The organism is Pseudomonas sp. PDM20 (assembly GCF_014852575.3).
In the GTDB taxonomy this organism is placed as follows: domain Bacteria; phylum Pseudomonadota; class Gammaproteobacteria; order Pseudomonadales; family Pseudomonadaceae; genus Pseudomonas.
Genome location: NZ_CM181224.1, coordinates 5,939,019 through 5,956,810, shown reverse-complemented (window position 1 = coordinate 5,956,810; position 17,792 = coordinate 5,939,019). Strand labels below are relative to the sequence as shown.

17 protein-coding genes are annotated in these 17,792 nt (G+C 66.5%); 1 reads left to right on the top strand and 16 read right to left on the bottom strand.

All coding sequences use genetic code 11. From position 1 onward, the window contains the following. Positions 1–13 precede the first annotated feature (13 nt). The 7 genes from IB261_RS27430 to IB261_RS27400 are packed head-to-tail and all read right to left on the bottom strand — an operon-like array spanning position 14 to position 4,983. A complete protein-coding gene (locus IB261_RS27430) occupies positions 14–757 on the bottom strand; it encodes a glycosyltransferase family 2 protein (RefSeq protein ID WP_192383701.1) in 744 nt (247 codons plus the stop codon). Next, a complete protein-coding gene (locus tag IB261_RS27425; protein ID WP_192383702.1) occupies positions 754–2,445 on the bottom strand; it encodes an ApeI family dehydratase in 1,692 nt (563 codons plus the stop codon). Before IB261_RS27425 ends, IB261_RS27430 begins: the two co-directional genes overlap by 4 nt. Beyond that, entirely contained in the window at positions 2,442–2,987 is a 546-nt protein-coding gene (locus IB261_RS27420) for a COG4648 family protein (RefSeq protein WP_192383703.1), read from the bottom strand. The genes IB261_RS27425 and IB261_RS27420 overlap by 4 nt, the downstream gene beginning before the upstream one ends. After that, positions 2,984–3,232, bottom strand: coding sequence for an acyl carrier protein (locus IB261_RS27415; protein WP_081515447.1), 249 nt, complete (start codon positions 3,230–3,232; stop codon positions 2,984–2,986). The genes IB261_RS27420 and IB261_RS27415 overlap by 4 nt, the downstream gene beginning before the upstream one ends. A gap of 11 nt (positions 3,233–3,243) precedes the next feature. Continuing rightward, positions 3,244–3,504 (bottom strand): phosphopantetheine-binding protein, encoded by a 261-nt coding sequence (locus tag IB261_RS27410; RefSeq protein WP_045216036.1) that lies wholly within the window; start codon positions 3,502–3,504, stop codon positions 3,244–3,246. Next, complete coding sequence (locus IB261_RS27405) at positions 3,479–4,291, bottom strand: lysophospholipid acyltransferase family protein (protein WP_192383704.1); 813 nt, start codon at positions 4,289–4,291, stop codon at positions 3,479–3,481. The genes IB261_RS27410 and IB261_RS27405 overlap by 26 nt, the downstream gene beginning before the upstream one ends. After that, a complete protein-coding gene (locus IB261_RS27400; protein ID WP_192383705.1) occupies positions 4,267–4,983 on the bottom strand; it encodes a beta-ketoacyl synthase chain length factor in 717 nt (238 codons plus the stop codon). The genes IB261_RS27405 and IB261_RS27400 overlap by 25 nt, the downstream gene beginning before the upstream one ends. Before the next feature lie 322 nt (positions 4,984–5,305). Between IB261_RS27400 and IB261_RS27395 the strand changes: the two genes are divergently transcribed. Next, positions 5,306–6,073, top strand: coding sequence for a ParA family protein (locus IB261_RS27395; RefSeq protein WP_138523465.1), 768 nt, complete (start codon positions 5,306–5,308; stop codon positions 6,071–6,073). 4 nt (positions 6,074–6,077) lie between these two features. Here the strand turns inward: IB261_RS27395 and IB261_RS27390 are convergent, their stop codons facing one another. The 9 genes from IB261_RS27390 to mscK form a co-directional block, all read right to left on the bottom strand. Continuing rightward, positions 6,078–6,887 carry a universal stress protein gene (locus IB261_RS27390; RefSeq protein WP_192383706.1) on the bottom strand — a complete coding sequence of 270 codons (810 nt, stop codon included), beginning with the start codon at positions 6,885–6,887 and terminating at the stop codon, positions 6,078–6,080. A 77-nt stretch (positions 6,888–6,964) separates the two neighbouring features. Next, complete coding sequence (locus IB261_RS27385) at positions 6,965–7,408, bottom strand: YiiD C-terminal domain-containing protein (protein ID WP_081515452.1); 444 nt, start codon at positions 7,406–7,408, stop codon at positions 6,965–6,967. 95 nt (positions 7,409–7,503) lie between these two features. Further along, positions 7,504–7,938 (bottom strand): thioredoxin TrxC, encoded by a 435-nt coding sequence (trxC, locus tag IB261_RS27380; RefSeq protein WP_138213961.1) that lies wholly within the window; start codon positions 7,936–7,938, stop codon positions 7,504–7,506. Between the two features lie 26 nt (positions 7,939–7,964). Next, the gene (locus IB261_RS27375; protein WP_081515454.1) at positions 7,965–8,147 is read right to left on the bottom strand and encodes a hypothetical protein; all 183 of its coding nucleotides are present in this window, start codon (positions 8,145–8,147) and stop codon (positions 7,965–7,967) included. A gap of 93 nt (positions 8,148–8,240) precedes the next feature. After that, complete coding sequence (locus tag IB261_RS27370; protein WP_081515455.1) at positions 8,241–8,561, bottom strand: hypothetical protein; 321 nt, start codon at positions 8,559–8,561, stop codon at positions 8,241–8,243. 576 nt (positions 8,562–9,137) lie between these two features. Then, positions 9,138–10,922 carry a methyl-accepting chemotaxis protein gene (locus tag IB261_RS27365; RefSeq protein ID WP_427871393.1) on the bottom strand — a complete coding sequence of 595 codons (1,785 nt, stop codon included), beginning with the start codon at positions 10,920–10,922 and terminating at the stop codon, positions 9,138–9,140. Positions 10,923–11,455: 533 nt separating this feature from the next. Beyond that, positions 11,456–12,733 (bottom strand): bifunctional O-acetylhomoserine aminocarboxypropyltransferase/cysteine synthase, encoded by a 1,278-nt coding sequence (locus IB261_RS27360; protein ID WP_151188533.1) that lies wholly within the window; start codon positions 12,731–12,733, stop codon positions 11,456–11,458. Positions 12,734–12,855: 122 nt separating this feature from the next. Then, positions 12,856–14,316, bottom strand: coding sequence for a protein adenylyltransferase SelO (gene selO / locus IB261_RS27355; protein WP_192383708.1), 1,461 nt, complete (start codon positions 14,314–14,316; stop codon positions 12,856–12,858). 58 nt (positions 14,317–14,374) lie between these two features. Continuing rightward, positions 14,375–17,740, bottom strand: coding sequence for a mechanosensitive channel MscK (gene mscK, locus IB261_RS27350; protein ID WP_192383709.1), 3,366 nt, complete (start codon positions 17,738–17,740; stop codon positions 14,375–14,377). Positions 17,741–17,792: the final 52 nt, after the last annotated feature.

Below are 17,792 nucleotides of genomic sequence, written 5' to 3'. Positions count from 1 at the left end.
CAGTGCTGCGCGCTCACGCGGCGCTCCGCAGGCGGCGCCAGAGAATGGCTGGCGAGCGCCAGAGCATGCCGAAGAACAGCCGCGCGTGCATGGAGGAGATCAGTGCGTTGTCGTGGAACAGGCGGAAGTGCGAGAGGCCGTCCAGCGGGTAATGCACCTTCGTCGGCAGCCACTGCATCGGTTGGTTGCGCCAGGCCAGACGGACGAGGATTTCCGGGTCGAAATCCATGCGCTTGCCCAGCGTGGTGCTGTCGATCAGCTTGAGTGTGGATGCCAGCGGGTAGACCCGGAAGCCGCACATGCCGTCGCGGATCGACAGCGACAGGCTGTTGATCCATACCCAGATGTGGGTCAGGTAGCGCGCGTAGAGACGACCCTTGGGCACGCTTTCGTCGTACTGCGGATAGCCGCAGACCAGCGCCTCGGGGTGCTCGCGTGAGATGCCGAGGAAGCGCTGCACGTCGCCCAGGTCGTGCTGGCCGTCGGCGTCCACCTGCAGCGCGTGGGTGAAGCCCAGGCGCGCGGCTTCGCGCAGGCCGGCCATCACCGCGCCGCCCTTGCCCTGGTTCACCGGCAGGCGCACCAGGTACGTGTCGCGGCCTGCGGCGAGCTGGTCCATCACCGCCGCGCACTCGCGGCTGGAGGCGTCGTCGACCAGCACGCAGGGCAGGCCGGCGGCGAGCAGTTCGGCGACCACCTGGGGCAGCGCGTGCTCGTGGTTGTACACCGGAATCACGGCACACGGTTTGGTGCTCATTCGTCTGCCCCCAGCAGGATGCGCCCGGAGGAGCAGGCGGCCTCGCCACGGGTGAAGGCGAAGTACAGCTTGCCGCGCTCGGCGTCCCAGCGCAGGGCCAACTGGCAGAGATCGCCCGGCCGCAGCAGTTGCTGGAACTTCAGCACTTCCATGCCGCCGAAGCGTGGCGGCAGGTCGAAGACCTGGCGGCCCAGTTGCTGCGCCCATTGCACCTGCACCACGCCCGGCAGCACGGGAGCCTTGGGGAAGTGGCCGGGGAAGTAGGCGAGGTCCAGGGGGATTTCCAGCTGGAAGTGCTGTTCGCCGTCCACCGCGTTGTGCGTCAGTACGTCGGGATCGCGGCTGCGCGGCGCGTGCAGCAGTTCGTCCACCAGGCTTTGCGGCAGCTTGCCCTGGGCATTGCCCGGCAGGCGTCGCAGCAGGCGCCAGCGGCGCGGCAGGGCGAGGGCTTCGCAGTGGTCGGCGAGGTGTTCGCGCAGGCGCTGGGTCAGCGCGCGGCGGCCGCCATTGCGCAGCTCATGCAGGCCGGCGTCGCTCAGGGCGACCAGTGCGCCGAGGCTGGCGCGGTTCTCCTGCACCACGCCCAGGCGCGCTTCGCTGACGAAGGGATGCTTCATCAGCGCCGCTTCCAGTTGCGGCAGGGAGATGCGTTTTTCTTCCAGCTTGACGATGCGGTCGAGCCGGCCGAGCAACTCGAAGCGGCCGTCGGCGCAAATTCGTGCGGCGTCGGCGGTCTGTTCGGTTTCGCCGGGCGGCAGGTAGGTCGATTCGATGCGCAGCGCGCCGTGCTCGTCCTGGCTCAGCGCCACGCCTTCGAACGGCTGCCACAGCTGGCCGCCCTGGCGCCAGGCGATGCCGCCGGTCTCGGAGCTGCCGTAGATTTCCGTGGGAGCCTGGCCGAGGCGTTCGTGCAACTGCTCGCCGGCTTCGGCCGGCAGCGGGCCGCCGGAGGAGAACACCCGCACCACCGGGCGTAGCGCCGGCCAGTCGAGGTTGTCGCCCATGCGCTTGAGCAGCGCCGGGCTGCCGACCCAGGCGAAGCGCGGTTGGTCGAGGCTCAGGCGTTGCAGGTCTTCGGGGAAGGCGATCTGCCGACGCAGGAAGGCGCGGCCGGCGGACAGCGGCCAGAGCACGCGGAACAGCAGGCCGTAGATGTGCTGCGCGGCGACGCTGCCGAGGATGCACGCATCGCCCAGTTGTTCGCCCCAGAGGGCTTCCAGCACCTGCACTTCGTTGCTCAGCTGGCGCAGGGACTTGCCGATCAGCTTGGGCTCGCCGGTGGAGCCGGAGGTGCTGAGCACCAGGCGGCAGGCGTCGAGGTCCAGTTCTTCAGGTGCAAGAGGGGCCGGAGGCAGTGCCGGGCCGTTCAGCTCGGCCAGCAGCAGGTCACCGGGCTGATCGCCGATCCAGGCGTCGATCCGCGAGGCCAGTCGCTCGCGGCTGTGGGCGAGGTTGTCGGCCGGCAGCACCGCTTCGGCACCGGCCAGCCACGCCGCGTAGAGGGCTATTGCCAGTTCGGCGGCGTCTTCCAGGTGGATCGCCACGCGCTGGGCATTGCGCTGGCGCAGGGCGCCGGCCGCTGCGCAGACGCGCTGCAGGAAGTCGCTGGCGAGCAGCGTCGGCTCCAGCGCCAATGGGCGCCCCGCGGGCAGCTCCAGCAGCAGCCGGGCGAGGGAAATCGATTTCATCCTTGACCTCTGACCCGCTGCCGTACCAGCCACTCGACGGCGAACAGCACGCCCATCAGCAGGTAGGAAATCAGGCCGTTGTACAGCGTCCACCAGGCCAGCGGCGCCCACAGTGTGAGGGCCGCGGCAATCAGACCGTTGCCCAGGAAGAACAGCACCCAGGCCTGGGTCACCCGGCGGGTGTAGCGCACCGCGTGGGGCGGCAGCTCCGGCTCGCGCAGGCGCGCCAGGCGCTCGACCAGCGGCGGACCGAATTTCAGGCTGAGGGCGAACAGGCTCAGCAGGCCTGCGCTGATCAGCACCGGGTACCAGCGCAGCAGGTGCGGCTCGTTGAGGAACCACAGCAGCATGCAGAAGGCCACGGCCGCCAGCGCCATCCAGCGTTGCCCGGGGCGTTGCCCGCTGCCCAGGCTGCGGGCGAACCACAACCCGCCCAGCAGCAGCGCGAAGAATTTCGGCGACAGGTGATCGATGCCGAAGTAGATCGCGAACGGGTAGAGCAGCCCGGCCAGCAGCAGGCTGAGCCCGACCAGGCGTGTCATGGGTTGGCCAGGCGATAGACCGCTTCGACCACGTCGCCGACGGTACGCACCGACTTGAATTCCTCGGCGGCGATCTTCTTGCCGGTCTGGCGCTTGAGGTGGTCGATCAGGTCGACGGCGTCGATGCTGTCGATCTCCAGGTCCTGGTACAGGTTGGCGTCGAGGCTGATCTGCTCCGGCTCCAGTTCGAACAGCTCGACCAGGGCGTCGCGCAGGGTGTTGAAAATGTCCTCACGGGTTTGCATGGTCAGCGGTCTCAGGCGGCTTTCTGGGCGGTCACGAAGGCCGCCAGGCTCGCCACATTGGCGAAATGCTGGCGGGTGTCCTTGGCATCGGCGTCGATCTTGATGCCGTAGCGTTTCTGGATGGCCAGGCCCAGTTCCAGGGCGTCGACCGAATCCAGGCCGAGGCCGTCGCCGAACAGCGCGTCTTCGGCGCCGATGTCGTCAGGGCCGATATCTTCGAGGCCGAGGGCGTCGATGATCAGCTGTTTAATCTCCAGTTGCAGATCGCTCATCTCTTGCGAGCTCCTTGATGAAATGCTGGTGCAGGAAGGCATTGAGCCGGCGCGAGGCTGCCGGGGCGGGGCCCTGGCTGGCAAAGACCTGCGGGTCCAGGTCGTCGCCGACGCGCAGCCGGAAATGCACGCGGCGGGCGGGAATGCTGTACCAGGGCTCGGCCTTGGTCAGGGTGGTCGGGGACACGGTGATGGTCACCGGGGTGATGACGCTGGCGCCGCGCAAGGCGATGGACGCCGCGCCGCGATGGAATTGCGGAGCCGCGCCCGGCGTGGTGCGGGTGCCCTCGGGGAAGACGATCAGGGTCTGGCCCTGCTGCAGCGCGTCCACGGCCTCATCGAACATGTCCATGCTGCCGTTGTTGCTGATGTACTGCGCCGCCGTCACCGGGCCGCGGGTGAAGGGGTTGGCGAACAGGCTCTGCTTGACCACGCAGTTGGCGTCGCGGATCAGGCCGATGAGGAAGACCACGTCGATCAGCGACGGGTGGTTGGCGATGACCATCTGCCCCGGACGGCCGAGGCGCTCGATGCCTTCCACTTCGTACGTCAGCACGCCGCTGCGCTGCATGATCTGCACGAACAGCCAGAACAGCCGGCTGACCGTGTGGCGTGCGCGGCTGCGACGGCGCAGGGCATCGCCCGGCAGCAGGCTCAGCAGCGGAAACACCAGCACCCGTAGCAGCAATCCACCAATACCGAAGATGGCGAAGCACAGGCCGGTGGCGAACAGGCGCCACAGCCAAGCGTCGGCGCGCTTGCTCAGTGGTTGCGTTGCCAGGTCCATAGACGCTTCTTCCAGGGGTGATGGATCAGGCCGGTGCGCTCGATCAGCGCGCGCACCAGGTTCAGGGCATTGGGGTGGGACGGCGGAGCAAGGGCTGTGCCGTTTTCCGCGAGTTCCAGTGACCATTCGCTGCCGGGCTTCAGGCGCAGGGCCACGGCATAGGGGAAGGGCACGTCGTCGACCCAGGGCGAATACAGCTCCGGTACCGGCTCCTCGGTCACCACCAGCAGCACTTCCGGGGCACCTTCGGCCAGCAGTGCAGCGGCTTCCAGCAGGCCATGCTCGAAACCGTCACGTTCGCCGGCGATGGCTGTCATTTCGCTGGTGTCCTGCCGCAGGATCGACCACAGGCCAATGACCGCGTTGTGCACGGAAAGGCTGAACTGCGTCGGGGACAGTGGTTGTTCGACGGCCAGCTCGCGCAGCAGTTCCAGGCTGCGGCCGGTTTCGCCGTGGCGGGAAACGAAGATCAGCGGCATCGGCGGCCGCCCGTCGGCCAGCGGCCAGGCGACACTGAACACCATACGCGCCAGGGGGCTCAGGCGGCGGCGTTGCATGGCGGGGAGAAAGGCGACATCCGGTTGGGCGGCGCTGTCGGGAAGACGTTCTTCCCGTACCCAGCTCTGCCAGTCGGCAATCGTGGACAGGCCCGGGGCCCAGGCACTCCACTGGTCGATATTGAATTGAATCACGCTGCGAGCTCTTGTGGGCCCTTCGGGGCATTCCGGTCGGCTAATGGGTCTTCCTTGATCCACCAAGAGCTTCGTCGACACGTGCCATGGCGCAGGGCCGGTATTATCCCGGTCATGCTGCTGTCAAGCAAACCTTTGCTTACAAAAGGGCTGACGCAGGAAATAGGGCAATTCTCGATTAAACGCCGACTTTATGACGAACCACTGTATGAAATCCCGTCAGCCGCCGAGCGGTAGCGGAGCCTCGGTGCGAGGATGCTCGCCCTTGTCATGGGCTTTGCATAGAATCCCGGGGTCTTGAATGGTTCTGGAGGGATGGCTCATGCGGCGCGTGGTGTTCAATCAGAAGGGCGGGGTCGGCAAGTCCAGCATCGCCTGCAACCTGGCGGCAGTGAGCGCAGCGGAGGGTTATCGCACCTTGCTGGTGGACCTGGATGCCCAGGCCAATTCCACGCATTACCTCACCGGCCTGACCGGCGAGGACCTGCCGGTGGGCATCGCCGACTTCTTCAAGCAGACGTTGTCGTCCGGGCCTTTCAGCCGCAAGGGCAAGGTCGACATCTACGAGACGCCCTTCGACAACCTGCACATCGTCACAGCCAGCCCGGAGCTGGCGGACCTGCAGCCCAAGCTCGAGCAGAAGCACAAGATCAACAAGCTGCGCAAACTGCTGGACGAGCTGTCCGAAGACTACGACCGTATTTACCTGGATACGCCGCCGGCACTGAACTTCTACACGGTATCCGCTCTGATCGCGGCAGATCGCTGCTTGATCCCCTTCGATTGCGACAGTTTCTCCCGCCAGGCACTGTACGGACTGCTGCAGGAGATCGAAGAGCTGAAGGAAGACCACAACGAGGAGCTGGAAGTCGAAGGCATCGTGGTCAACCAGTTCCAGCCGCGCGCGACCCTGCCGCAGCAACTGCTGGATGAGCTGGTGGAAGAAGAACTGCCGGTGCTGCCGGTGTACCTGATGAGCTCGGTGAAGATGCGCGAGTCGCACCAGGCCTGCACCCCGCTGATCTTCCTCGAGCCGCGGCACAAGCTGACCCAGCAGTTCGTCGAACTGCACAACCTGCTGGAAGCCTGAACGCTTACTGGCTGATCAGCACATCGCAGGGCGGCCGGCGCAGGAAATAGCGCGTCGAGCTGCCCAACATGGCCTGCTCGATGGCGCCGCGGCTGCGGCTGCCGAGCACCAGCAGGTCCGGTGTCCATTCGCGTAATGCCGTTTCCAGCGCCTGCTGGGGTGTGCCCTGCTGCACTGCGCAAAGCAATTGCGGCCCGGCGGCCGGCACCTGCGTGCGCTCATCCTGCAGCGCCTGGCGCAGCAGTTCGCGCTGGGTGTCCAGGTGGCTGTCGGCGCGACCGGCCTTTTTGCCCGGCTGGTAGGCGTTGAGCGCGAGCAATTCGGCGTCGGCCGCGAGCAGCCGGTAACCGGCGCGCCAGGCCTGGCAGGAGCAGTGCGACAGGTCCAGACCGGCAAGGGCCTTCGCGTAAGGTCTGGCGGACTCGTCCACGGCCAGCAGGATCGGCGTGCGGCAATGCCGGGCGATGCGCTCCAGGGTGGTGCCGTCGAAGCGCTCCAGCAACTGCTGGTGGTGCGCGCCGATCACCAGCAGGTCGGCGTTCAGTTCCTGCACGGCCTGGGTGACCGTATTCGCCGCGCGGCCCTGGCGGATCACCAGCTGGTAGTCGGTGATGTCACTGGCGCGGGCCGCATCACGCAGCGCCACCTCGGCGGCTTCGCGCACCGTGGCCATCATGCGGTCGGGGAAGAATTCCTCGATGACGTGCAGCAGCGTGACGCTGGCGCCGTGCTGGCGGGCCAGCTGGGCGGCGCGGCGTACGGCGATATCCGCCTCGACGCTGAGGTCGTGGGCGACGAGCAGGTTCCTGTACATGGTGGGCTCCCTCTGTGGCGCTTCCACTGTCGCGCCACGTAGGAAATTTCATCTTGATGCAGGGCAATGGCCCGGATTCAGCGGCTACGCAGCTGATAGATGGCGTGGCTTTCGGCGACGACGTTGCCTTCTTCGTCCTTCAGCTGCAGGTCGAGGACGAATTCGGCCTTGCCGAGGTTCGTGGCTTCTTCGCCGATACGCTGGATGTCCTCTTCACTGAGCCGTGCCTCGACCGTCACGTCGCTGGCGGCGGGGCGCAGGAAGCGCAGGCCGGCTTCCTTGACGATGGGATAGAAGCGCCGGGCGTCGAAACTGGTCAGCATCAGCACGCCCCCGGGCAGCTCGGCCACGGTGAACAATGCGCCGGCGTACATGTTGCGCAGGTGGTTCTCGTTGTCCTTGAGCGGCATGCGCAGGCGCACGAGGCCCGGTTCCAGCACCTCGGCCTTGAGGCCGGTGCGCTTGACGAAGGCGATGTGCTCTTCGGTGAGTTGGCGGATGAATTCCAGGTTATGACGCATGGGCGCGCTCCGATTCGCCGGCGGGGTTTGTCCCCAAGCCTAGCCGCACCACGCGGCCTGGCAATGACCGCGTGGATTGACCGAAACGCTCGCCCTCAGATGCCCTGGCGCGACAGCCAGTCGAGCAACTGCGGCAGCGGCATTGCGCCGCTCTGGCGCGCCACTTCCTGGCCGTTGCGCAGCAGGATCAGGCTCGGGATCGAACGAATCCCCAGGCGCGTGGATAGGTTCGGGTTGGCATCGCTGTCGAGCTTGGCCAGGCGCACCTTGCCCGACAGCCGCGCGGCGGCCTGCTCGAACACCGGCGCAAAGCCCTTGCACGGCCCGCACCAGTCGGCCCACACGTCTACCAGCAACGGCAGGTCGCCCTTGGCCTGGGCGGCGAAGCCGGCCTCGTCGAGGTCGAACGGCGTATCCAGCACGATCGGCGACTGGCAGCGCCCGCAACTGGGCGAATCGTTCACCCGCGTGGCGGGAACGCGGTTCAGGCCGTTGCAGTGGGGGCAGGGGATGATCAGGGAATCGGACATGGAAGTGCTCCTCAGGCTATGGGGAGCTAGGTGGTGGCGGGGACTGTGTTTATCAACTGCTCGGGACTCTCCGGGGTGCGCTCTAACGGTATTCGCCGTTCTGCGTTGCTGAAAAAGTCTTCGTGCAGTTGGGGTATGTCGCTGGTGTCGATGGCTTCGTCCGGTAGTTCTTCCAGGTGCTTCCAGTTGGTTCGGGAGATTCCTTTCATGGGGTTTGGCTTCCTCGGTGGTTTGCGTCGGCTGCCGCCGACGGATCGCGGGCATGGCCCGCTCCCACAGGGGCGGGCCGTGCGCGTCAGGGGCTAGCTGTGGCTGACGCGCTGTGCGTGGTCTGCCTCGTACAGCGAGTGGGCGTCGGAGGCCAGCAGCAGGAGGGCGCGGTTGATTTGCAGGACGTTGCGCAGCGGCTGGGCGTCGAGGGTGGCGAGGGAGAGGATGCCGAGCAGGTCGATGACGGCGCTCAGGCGGTCTTCGGCGGCGTTGTACAGTTCTTCGGCGGGGGCGTCGGCGCGCAGGTAGAGCGTGGCGTTGCGGGGATTGGCGTGGTGTTGTGAGTCGGTTCCCAGGGGGAGGAAACGGTCTTTTTCGGGGTGTGCGGGTGCATTACCATCGGTTTTAGCCATGATGAGTTGCCTGTTAACTGATTGTGGTTAGCGGGCCTTCGGTGTTGTCGCACCGGGGGCTCGCGTCTTTTGATCCGTGCCGTTCGGCACTTCCGGGTCGCAATCTCCCGCCGCGTGGAACATGCAGGAAAATTCCTGCATCGTGCCGCTTATGCTCGGGAAGATGTCGTCATTCTAGGGAGTCAAAGCAAGCGAAAACCCGGCGGGAAGGGGAATCCACCGTGTCTGGCAGGAGCTTGCGAAAAGACGGGTTTGGGCGGGGTAGGACAGCGGGAATTCGATGTAGTCCCGCCTGAAGTGACGTCAGGCGGGTTCGCGAGCAAGGACTGGGCGTCCCCCTCGCTCCTACAATGCGCTGTAGGAGCAACTGTCTTTTCTCGGTGATTGACCGCTGGCACCTGTAGGGCGAATAACCCGGGACGGGTTATCCGCCAGGACGGCGGATAACGCCTTAGGCGTTATGCGCCCTACATGGGATAGCGAGGCATGGAGCTGTTGCAGGAGCGGGCCATGCCCGCGATCCGGCCGGCAGGCCGGATGATTCGCCGGTGGGGCAGCGCGTCCTGCCCCTGCGCATCACACGCGGAAGTGGCTGACCAGCGTCTGCAACTGCCCACCCAGGCGGGCGAGTTCGACGCTGGAGGCGGCGACTTCTTCGTTGGCCGAGGCGGTCTGTTCGGAAACGTCGCGCACATTCACCACGCTGCGGCTGATTTCTTCGGCCACGGCGCTCTGCTCCTCGGCGGCGGTGGCGATCTGCTGGTTCATCGCCTGGATATTGGAGACGGTGCGGGTGATCTCGCCGAGGGATTCGCCGGCCTGGCGGCTCAGGGCGACGCTGCTGGCGGTGAGTTCGCGGCTGCCGAGCATGACGCTGGAAACCTGGCGGGTGCCGCTCTGCAGGCCGGCAACCAGGGCTTCGATTTCTTCGGTGGACTGCTGGGTGCGCTGGGCCAGGCCGCGCACTTCGTCGGCGACTACGGCGAAACCACGGCCCGCTTCACCGGCGCGGGCGGCTTCGATGGCGGCGTTGAGGGCCAGCAGGTTGGTCTGCTCGGCCACCGACTTGATCACGTCCATGACCTTGCCGATCTTCTCGCTCTCCTGCTCCAGGCGCTGCATGGCCTCGGCGGAGCGTTCCACTTCCTCGGCCAGGCGCTCGATCTGCTCGACCGCCTTGTTCACCACACGGTCGCCGTCCTGGGCCTGGTGGTCGGCGGCGGAGGCGGCCTGGGAGGCCTGCTCGGCGTTGCGCGCGACTTCCTGCACGGTGGCGGACATCTCGTGCATGGCGGTGGCGACCTGGTCGGTCTCGACCTTCTGGGTGTTGGCGCCGGCGCTGGTCTGCTCGGTGACGGCGGAGAGTTCCTCGGCGGCGCTGGCGATCTGGGTGACGCCATCGCGGATGCCACCGATCAGCTCGCGCAGGCTCTGGCTCATGCGCTGCATGCTCTGCTGCAGGCGGCCGAGTTCGTCGCGGCGGCTGACCTGGATGGTCTGCGACAGGTCGCCGGCGGCTATGCGGTCGACCACCGCCATGGTGTCGTGCAGCGGGCGGGTGATCTGGCGGGTGATGATCAGCGCGGCGATGCTGCCCAGCACCAGCGCGAGCAGGGTGACCAGGGTTTGCAGGCTGCGGGCCTTGGTGCTTTCGACGTCGCGGCGATCGAGCTGCAGTTGGTAGAGATTTTCGCTGATCTTGACGATGTCCTGGCCCTGGGCGGTCATTTCCTTGCGCGCCTGGACGATCGCGGCCATGTTCTGGCGCAGCGTGACAACGGCGTCGCGGTAGGTGCGCAGGGCGGTGCCGAGTTGCTGGACGTACTGCGCTTCGGCGACGCCGAGCACGCTTTCCAGGGCTGGCAGGCCGGCGATGCTTTCGTCGAGGCCGCGGGTCACCCCGTCACCGTTGCTGGTGAGGGCGGTGGCGAGGTAGTCGCGCACGTCGTAGCGGGCCTGCAGCAGGTCTTCGCGGGTGCCGGTGATGGCCTGGAAGCGGGTGGCGCGCTCTTCGTCGGCCGGGGCCTTGAGGATGTCCTGCTGGATCTGCGCGGTCAGCTCGTTGGCGCGGGCAGCGTTGTCCTGCAGGGTGCGGCGGGTGAGGCCGGCGCTCTGGTAGCCGGCGCGCATGGCGGCCAGGGATTTCTCATAGTCACCGATGATGCCGCCGAGCTGGTTGAGCATGCGCACGTTCTCCGGGCTGACGAAGGACGCGCGCAGTTTCTGCTGCTGCGCCTTGAAGTCGGCCAGGGTGCTCATGACGTTGGCGGCTTCCTGCTCGGCGCCGTCGGCGATCATGTACTGCAGGCGAGTGATGCGCAGCTTGGTGAGGCGCGAGTTCAGCTCGGTGATGTCGCTCATCCAGTTGCTGCGGTCGATCAGCGAGCCCAGGCCGACCCAGCTGACGATGGCGAGGATGGCGGTGAAGGCGAGGACCAGGCCGAAGCCCAGGGCCAACTTGAGATTCACGCTCAGGTTGGAAATCCAGCTGTTCATTGACGATCTCCAGGAAAGGTTGTGTGAAGTCAGGCCGTTCGGAGATTGTTGTTATTGGGGGCCAGGGTGGCGAACCACGTCCCTGCACTATCGGCAGGCCGGGACGGAACCCGATGGTGGCGAGCGAAAAAAGTTATCCGCCGGCCGGCGCCGGGAGGCGGGTCGGGGTGCGGATGACGGGGGAAGGGAGACGGTGGACGGCCGCGCAATTCCCTTTTCGCTGGCGTATCAGATGGCGCGGTCGCGCGGTTGCCTGGGGTGCAGGCAGCGACGGCATTGTACGGAATGGTGAGGCCATCGTCTGCCCGATGATGGCATCTGGATATGACGGTGATGCGTCAGCTTATTCATGAGGCCCCGCACGAGGCACCGCCCGGCGCCTCGTGCGGGGCTGGTCGTCAGGCCCTGGCGGCGTCCAGCGCCTGGGCCAGGTCGGCGAGGATGTCGTCGATGTGCTCAATGCCGATGGACAGGCGCACCATGTCGCGCGGCACGCCGGCCTTCTCCAGTTCCTCGTCGTTGAGCTGACGGTGGGTGGTGGAGGCCGGGTGGCAGGCCAGGGACTTGGCGTCGCCGATGTTCACCAGGCGCACCACCAGCTTGAGTGCGTCGATGAAGCGCGCGCCCGCTTCCTGCCCGCCCTTGATGCCGAACGAGAGGATCGACGCGGGCTTGCCGCCCATGTAGCGCAGCGCCAGTTCCTGCTCGGGGTGGTCGGCGAGGCCGGCGTATTTCACCCAGCTGACTTGCGGGTGGTCCTGCAGGTATTGCGCGACTTTCACCGCGTTCTCGCAGTGGCGCTCCATGCGCAGGGCGAGGGTTTCCAGGCCCTGCAGGATGAGGAAGGCGTTGAACGGCGAGAGCGCGGCGCCGGTGTTGCGCAGTGGCACGACGCGGCAGCGGCCGATGAAGGCGGCGGGGCCGAAGGCTTCGGTGTAGGTGACGCCGTGGTAGGACGCATCCGGCGTGTTGAGCAGCGGGAAGCGCGCCTTGTTCTCGGCCCAGGGGAATTTTCCGGAGTCGACGACGATGCCGCCGATGCTGGTGCCGTGGCCGCCGATGTACTTGGTCAGCGAGTGCACGACGATGTCCGCGCCGTGCTCGAACGGGCGGCAGAGGATCGGCGTGGCGACGGTGTTGTCGACGATCAGCGGCACGCCATGGCGGTGCGCGGCATCGGCCAGGGCCTGGAGATCGACGATGTTGCCCGCCGGGTTGCCGATGGATTCGCAGAACACCGCCTTGGTGCGTTCGTCGATCAGTGCTTCGAGGGCGGCGATGTCATCGTGCGGCGCAAAGCGGGTCTGGATGCCGAAGCGTGGCAGGGTGTGGGCGAACAGGTTGTAGGTGCCGCCATAGAGCTTGGCCACCGAGACGATGTTGTCGCCGGCTTCGGCGACGGTCTGGATGGCGTAGGTGATGGCGGCCATGCCGGAAGCCACGGCCAGAGCGGCGACGCCGCCTTCCAGTGCGGCCACGCGCTCCTCCAGCACCGCGTTGGTGGGGTTCATGATGCGCGTGTAGATGTTGCCGGCGACCTTCAGGTCGAACAGGTCGGCACCGTGCTGGGTGTCGTCGAACGCGTAGGAGCTGGTCTGGTAGATCGGTACGGCCACGGCCTTGGTGGTCGGGTCGGGGCTGTAGCCGGCGTGGATGGCCAGGGTTTCCGGTTTCATTGTTCGAGCGTCCTTGTGGCAGAAAGCCCCGAGGATGCGAGCGGTGCCCGGCCCCGGTCAATGACCGGGAGCAATGCGGGGCGGGCGCCGCTAGATCGCTTTTCGCTGAGCTTATAACCGCCTCAGGACGAGCAACTGATCTCCAGGTGACGGCCCCAGTCCGGCGGGCGCCGGGTGAAGACTTCGGCGTCGGGCTGTTCTTCGAAGGGCTTGCTGAGCACTTCGTGCAGGCGGCGCACCACGCTGAAATCACCTTGCTCGGCGGCGCTGATGGCTTCCTGGGCGAGGTAGTTGCGCAGCACGTAGAGCGGGTTGACTGCGTGCATGCGGGCGCGGCGCTCGTCCTGGCTGCCGCCTTCGCGCTCGGTGCGGGCCTGATAGTCGGCGGCCCAGGCGTCGAAACCGGCGAGGTCGACGAAGTCTTCCCGCACCTCGGCCAGCGCCTGCTCCGGTGCCTGATCGCCGAGGCGGCGGAAGAACAGCGAGTAGTCCACGGCGCCCTTCTGCAGGGTCTGCAGCAGGCGCTGCACCAGCTCCAGGTCGCCCTCTTCGGCCGTGGTCAGGCCGAGGCGGCGGCGCATCAGGTCCAGGTAGCTGGCCTGGTAGAGCGGCAGGAACAGGTCCAGCGTGGCGCGCAGGTCGTCCACCTCGACGAAGGGCGTCAGCGCCTGGCCGAGGGCCGCGAGGTTCCAGTGGGCGATGGGCACCTGGTTGCTGAAGGAGTAGCGGCCGGTGTCGTCGGAGTGGTTGCAGATGTGGTTGGCGTCGAAGTCGTCGAGGAAGGCGTAGGGGCCGTAGTCGAAGGTGATGCCGAGGATCGACATGTTGTCGGTGTTCATCACCCCGTGGCAGAAGCCGTACGCCTGCCAGTAGGCAATCATCTCGGCGTTGCGCTCGACCACTTCGCGGAAGAATGCGAGGTAGGGCTTTTCGTCATCCAGGCACTGTGGGTAGTACGACTGCAGGACGAACTCGCCGAGGGTGCGCAGCTGGTCTTCCTGCTTGGTGTAGTAGAAGTATTCGAAGTGGCCGAAGCGCACGTGGCTGGGCGCCAGGCGCAGCAGCATGGCACCGGTTTCCTTCGACTCGCGCCACACCGTGGTGCTGGAGCCGATCACGCACAGTGCGCGGCTGCTGGGGATGCCCAGGGCGGCGAGGTATTCGCTGGCGAGGAATTCGCGGATCGACGAGCGCAGTACGGCGCGGCCATCGCCCATGCGCGAGTAGGGCGTCTGCCCGGCGCCCTTGAGGTGCAAGTCCCAGTGCTCGCCGGCCTCGTTCACCACTTCGCCCAGCAACAGGCCGCGGCCGTCGCCCAGCCGCGGGTTGTAGGAGCCGAACTGGTGCCCGGAGTAGACCATCGCGCGCGGATCGGCTTCTTCCCAGAGCTTGTGGCCGGCGAAGATTTCCGCGAACAGCGGGCTTGCCGCCTCGCTCGGGTCGAGGTCGAGCAGGGCCATGGCGGCGGGGCTGGCGACGACCAGGCGCGGGTCGGCGATGGGATCGGGCAGGACCTGGGTGGAAAACACATCGCCCAGGCGGGCGAAGCGGTTATCGAAGGTCAGTTCGTCGAGCTTTTTCACAATCTAACTCCGGACAAGTCCGAGCATTGTGCTCGGACTTGTCCGGAGGCGTCCACCCTCAGGCCTTGTCGCCGTCAGGCTTGTCGGTGCCCTGGGAGCCGCCGATCTTCACGGGTGCGGCAGCGGGTTGCTGCTGGCCGACGATGACCTGGGCTTCCTGGCCCTGGAAGTTCTTCAGGAACACGTCGACCTGGTTGAAGGCCATGTCGATGCCGGCTTCGCGGAACGCCAGGGCGATGCGCGTGAGGGTTTCGTCCACCGCCGGGTTGCGGTCGCCCAGCTCGCGGACGTGGAAGCGCAGCTCATAGTCGAAGGTGCTGGCGCTGATCAGGGTGAAGTACACCACCGGCTCCGGGTCGCGCAGGATGCGGGTGTTGGCGTGGGCGGCGTCGAGCATGATCTTGCGCGCCAGCGGCAGGTCGCTCTCGTAGGCCAGGCCGATCTTGATGGTGACGCGCGTGACGGTATCGCTCAGCGACCAGTTCACCAGCTGACCGGTGATGAAGGTCTGGTTGGGGACGATGATTTCCTTGCGGTCGAAGTCGGTGATGGTGGTGGCGCGGATGCGGATGCGGCTGACGGTGCCGGACAGCGTGCCGATGGTCACCACGTCGCCGATCCGCACCGGGCGCTCGAAGAGGATGATCAGGCCGGAGACGAAGTTGGAGAAGATCGCCTGCAGGCCGAAGCCGAGGCCGACCGACAGCGCGGCCACCAGCCATTGCAGCTTGTCCCAGCTCACCCCGAGGGTGGACAGCGCGCTGACGAAGCCGATGCCGCTGATGGTGTAGGACAGCAGGGTGGTGATGGCGTAGGCGCTGCCCTGGGCCAGGGTCAGGCGTTGCAGCACCAGCACTTCGAGCAGGCCGGGCAGGTTGCGCGCCAGGGCGACGGTCACGGCGGCGATGACCAGCGCCATGAGGAAGTCGCTCAGGCTGATCGGCGTGGTGGACGCCGCATCTCCGGTGCCGCTGGTGTACTGGTAGAGGGTCACGTTGTCGAGGTAGGAGACGACGCTGATCAGGTCGGCCCAGACCCAGTACAGGGTGACCACGAAACCGATCAGCAGGCCCAGGCGGATCAGGCGCATGGACTGTTCGTTGATCTGCTCGATGCCCAGGGTCGGCTCTTCGACCACCTCGGTGCCCTCGATGCCTTCCTTGGGCGCGTTCTGGCGGTTCTTCAGGGCGCGCTGGTAGGCCAGGCGGCGGGCGGCAACGCCCATGCCGCGGACGAAGGTGGCTTCCACCACCATCCAGAACATCAGCAGGAACAGGGTATCGATCAGCCGGTCGGTGAGTTTGAGCGCGGTGTAGTAGTAGCCGAAGCCCACGGCCAGGAACAGCGCTACCGGCAGGGCGGTGAAGCCCAGGCCGACAATCATCTTGATCATCGACGGGCGTTCGCTGGACGGGCTGTTGAACAGCAGCTGGGCGAGCAGCCAGGTCATTGCGCCGTAGCCGAACAGCACCACGGCAATGCCGATCACGTCATCGGCCAGCGAGGCCGGCGAGTGCTCGGCGACGGTGACCACGGCGACCAGCGACATCACCACCAGGCCCAGTCGGCGCATCAGCTTGCCGAGGAACTGCACCTGCGGCTGGCTCCAGTGGAAGTGCCGCTCGGCGATGCCGCCCGGGCGCAGGATGCGGTGCGCGGTGTAGAACACCAGCCAGACCTGCGCCATCTCCAGCAGCGCGCTGCCCAGGGTGGCGTTCTGTCCGCGGGCGTCGAGCAGCAGGGCGAGGCCGGCGATGGCCAGGGCCAGGGTGCCGGGCAGTGCCAGCAGCACGGCGAGCAGCAGGGCCAGCGGGGTGTGGGCCTGGCTGTCGCGCTTGAAGTGGCCGATATCGTCGTTCAGCGATTCCAGCTTGTCGTAGAGGAACTTGCGCTTCCACAGCAGGGCGGCAACCAGCAGGAGCAGCGGCAGGAACAGGAAGGGCCGGTCGATCAGGCCCTCGCCCAGCTCCTTGACGCCCGAGCCCCAGGGCACTTCGGCCAGTTGGTGGTGCAGCAGGGCCGGGGTCATCTTGAACCACGACAGGTCCAGCGGGCGGTTGCTGGGGATCCAGAACATCTGCTCGTCGAGGGTGGCGCGCAGGCTGCTGCTGGTTTCCTTGAGCTGCTTCTGGTTCAGCTGCAGGGTGATGGCTTCGTTGAGCAGCGCGTTCAGCTCGTGGTTGAGGCGCTCCATCAGTTCCAGGCGGGTGTCGACCAGCTCGGACAGGTCGTGGCGCAGCTGCGCGGTGACGCTTTCCTGGGATTGCTGGGCCAGCAGGTTGTCGATGTAGACCTGGGTGTTGTTGATCTCGTCGCGCTTCTGGTTCAGCTCGAACTGGTATAGGCGCAGGTCAGCGATCTCGTCGGCGAGGTCCTGGTCGGTCTTGATCACCGGCAGCGACTGCTTCTGCTGGTAGAGGATCTTCGACAGCAGCAGGCTGCCGCGCAGCACGTTGATCTGCTCGTCGAGGGCCTGCTCGCCCTGGGTCAGGTTGTCCAGCTGCTGCTTGGCTTCCAGGTTGCGCCGGGTCAGGGTGTTGAGGCGGTCGGTGGTGCGCAGCAGGTAGTCGGAGAGCTTGAGGTTGGCGGCGTTCTCGTGGCTGAGCAGGCTGTCGGTACCGGCGGCCTGGTCGGCGTCCTTGGACAGCTCGGCGACGGTCTTCTCCGACTGCTCGCGGCGCTTGTCGCTGATCATCGCCTGCAGTTCGAGGGTTTCGCGCTCTTCGCGACCGATGCGTTCGGCCAGCAGGTCGCGCTGGCTGGAGGCGAGGTCGAGCAGCAGGTTGTTGCCGGCCAGTTGCTTGCGCAGCAGCAGGTTCTGCGCGGTCAGCGCGGCCTGTTCGGCGAGCAGCTCGTTGCGGCGTTCGTCGGTCAGGGGCTTGGCGCCTTCCTTGCCGGCCTTGAGGGCGGTGTTGATGTCCAGCAGGCGCGTCTGGTTCTTGCTCAGGTCGGCCTGGGCGCGCTCGGGGCGGGTCTGCGCGGTGAGGATCTCGCTCTTGGCGTCGATCATCTCCTTCTGCCAGGCGGCCAACTGGGTGGATTGCTCGTTGAGGAGCATTTCCAGCTGGGTGGCGTTATAGCCGCCGTAGCGCTGGGCGGCGGGCTTGTCGGCACTGCCCTTGAGGCGACTGAGGGCCTTCTGGTTCTCGCTGATCAGCTTGGGCGCATCGGCCAGGCGGCCGTTGAGCTCGCTGAGCTGCTTCTCGCTGTATTCCTTGGCTGCCAGCAGCCTGAGGGTGTTCTCCAGGCTGGCCTTGACCGGCTTGGCTTCGGCATCGCTGAGCTTGCGGTCGGCCAGGCCGTCGAGGCTCTGCTGCACCTTCTCGGCGCTGGGGACGGTGGTATCGGCGGCCAGCGCGGGCAGGCCGGTGAGCGAGCTGCCCAGGAGGACAGCAGTCAGGAGAGTACGCAGCAGGAATGACATGGTCGCGTTCAGCGGCTCGTGCGAAAAAGTGGAGTGAGGGTAGTGCTGGCTG

Coding starts and splice junctions, on each gene's coding strand:
- IB261_RS27430 (WP_192383701.1), bottom strand. CDS start 757: ATGAGCACCAAACCGTGTGCCGTGATTCCGGTGTACAACCACGAGCAC.
- IB261_RS27425 (WP_192383702.1), bottom strand. CDS start 2,445: ATGAAATCGATTTCCCTCGCCCGGCTGCTGCTGGAGCTGCCCGCGGGG.
- IB261_RS27420 (WP_192383703.1), bottom strand. CDS start 2,987: ATGACACGCCTGGTCGGGCTCAGCCTGCTGCTGGCCGGGCTGCTCTAC.
- IB261_RS27415 (WP_081515447.1), bottom strand. CDS start 3,232: ATGCAAACCCGTGAGGACATTTTCAACACCCTGCGCGACGCCCTGGTC.
- IB261_RS27410 (WP_045216036.1), bottom strand. CDS start 3,504: ATGAGCGATCTGCAACTGGAGATTAAACAGCTGATCATCGACGCCCTC.
- IB261_RS27405 (WP_192383704.1), bottom strand. CDS start 4,291: ATGGACCTGGCAACGCAACCACTGAGCAAGCGCGCCGACGCTTGGCTG.
- IB261_RS27395 (WP_138523465.1), top strand. CDS start 5,306: ATGCGGCGCGTGGTGTTCAATCAGAAGGGCGGGGTCGGCAAGTCCAGC.
- IB261_RS27390 (WP_192383706.1), bottom strand. CDS start 6,887: ATGTACAGGAACCTGCTCGTCGCCCACGACCTCAGCGTCGAGGCGGAT.
- IB261_RS27385 (WP_081515452.1), bottom strand. CDS start 7,408: ATGCGTCATAACCTGGAATTCATCCGCCAACTCACCGAAGAGCACATC.
- trxC (WP_138213961.1), bottom strand. CDS start 7,938: ATGTCCGATTCCCTGATCATCCCCTGCCCCCACTGCAACGGCCTGAAC.
- IB261_RS27375 (WP_081515454.1), bottom strand. CDS start 8,147: ATGAAAGGAATCTCCCGAACCAACTGGAAGCACCTGGAAGAACTACCG.
- IB261_RS27370 (WP_081515455.1), bottom strand. CDS start 8,561: ATGGCTAAAACCGATGGTAATGCACCCGCACACCCCGAAAAAGACCGT.
- IB261_RS27365 (WP_427871393.1), bottom strand. CDS start 10,922: ATGAGCGACATCACCGAGCTGAACTCGCGCCTCACCAAGCTGCGCATC.
- IB261_RS27360 (WP_151188533.1), bottom strand. CDS start 12,733: ATGAAACCGGAAACCCTGGCCATCCACGCCGGCTACAGCCCCGACCCG.
- mscK (WP_192383709.1), bottom strand. CDS start 17,740: ATGTCATTCCTGCTGCGTACTCTCCTGACTGCTGTCCTCCTGGGCAGC.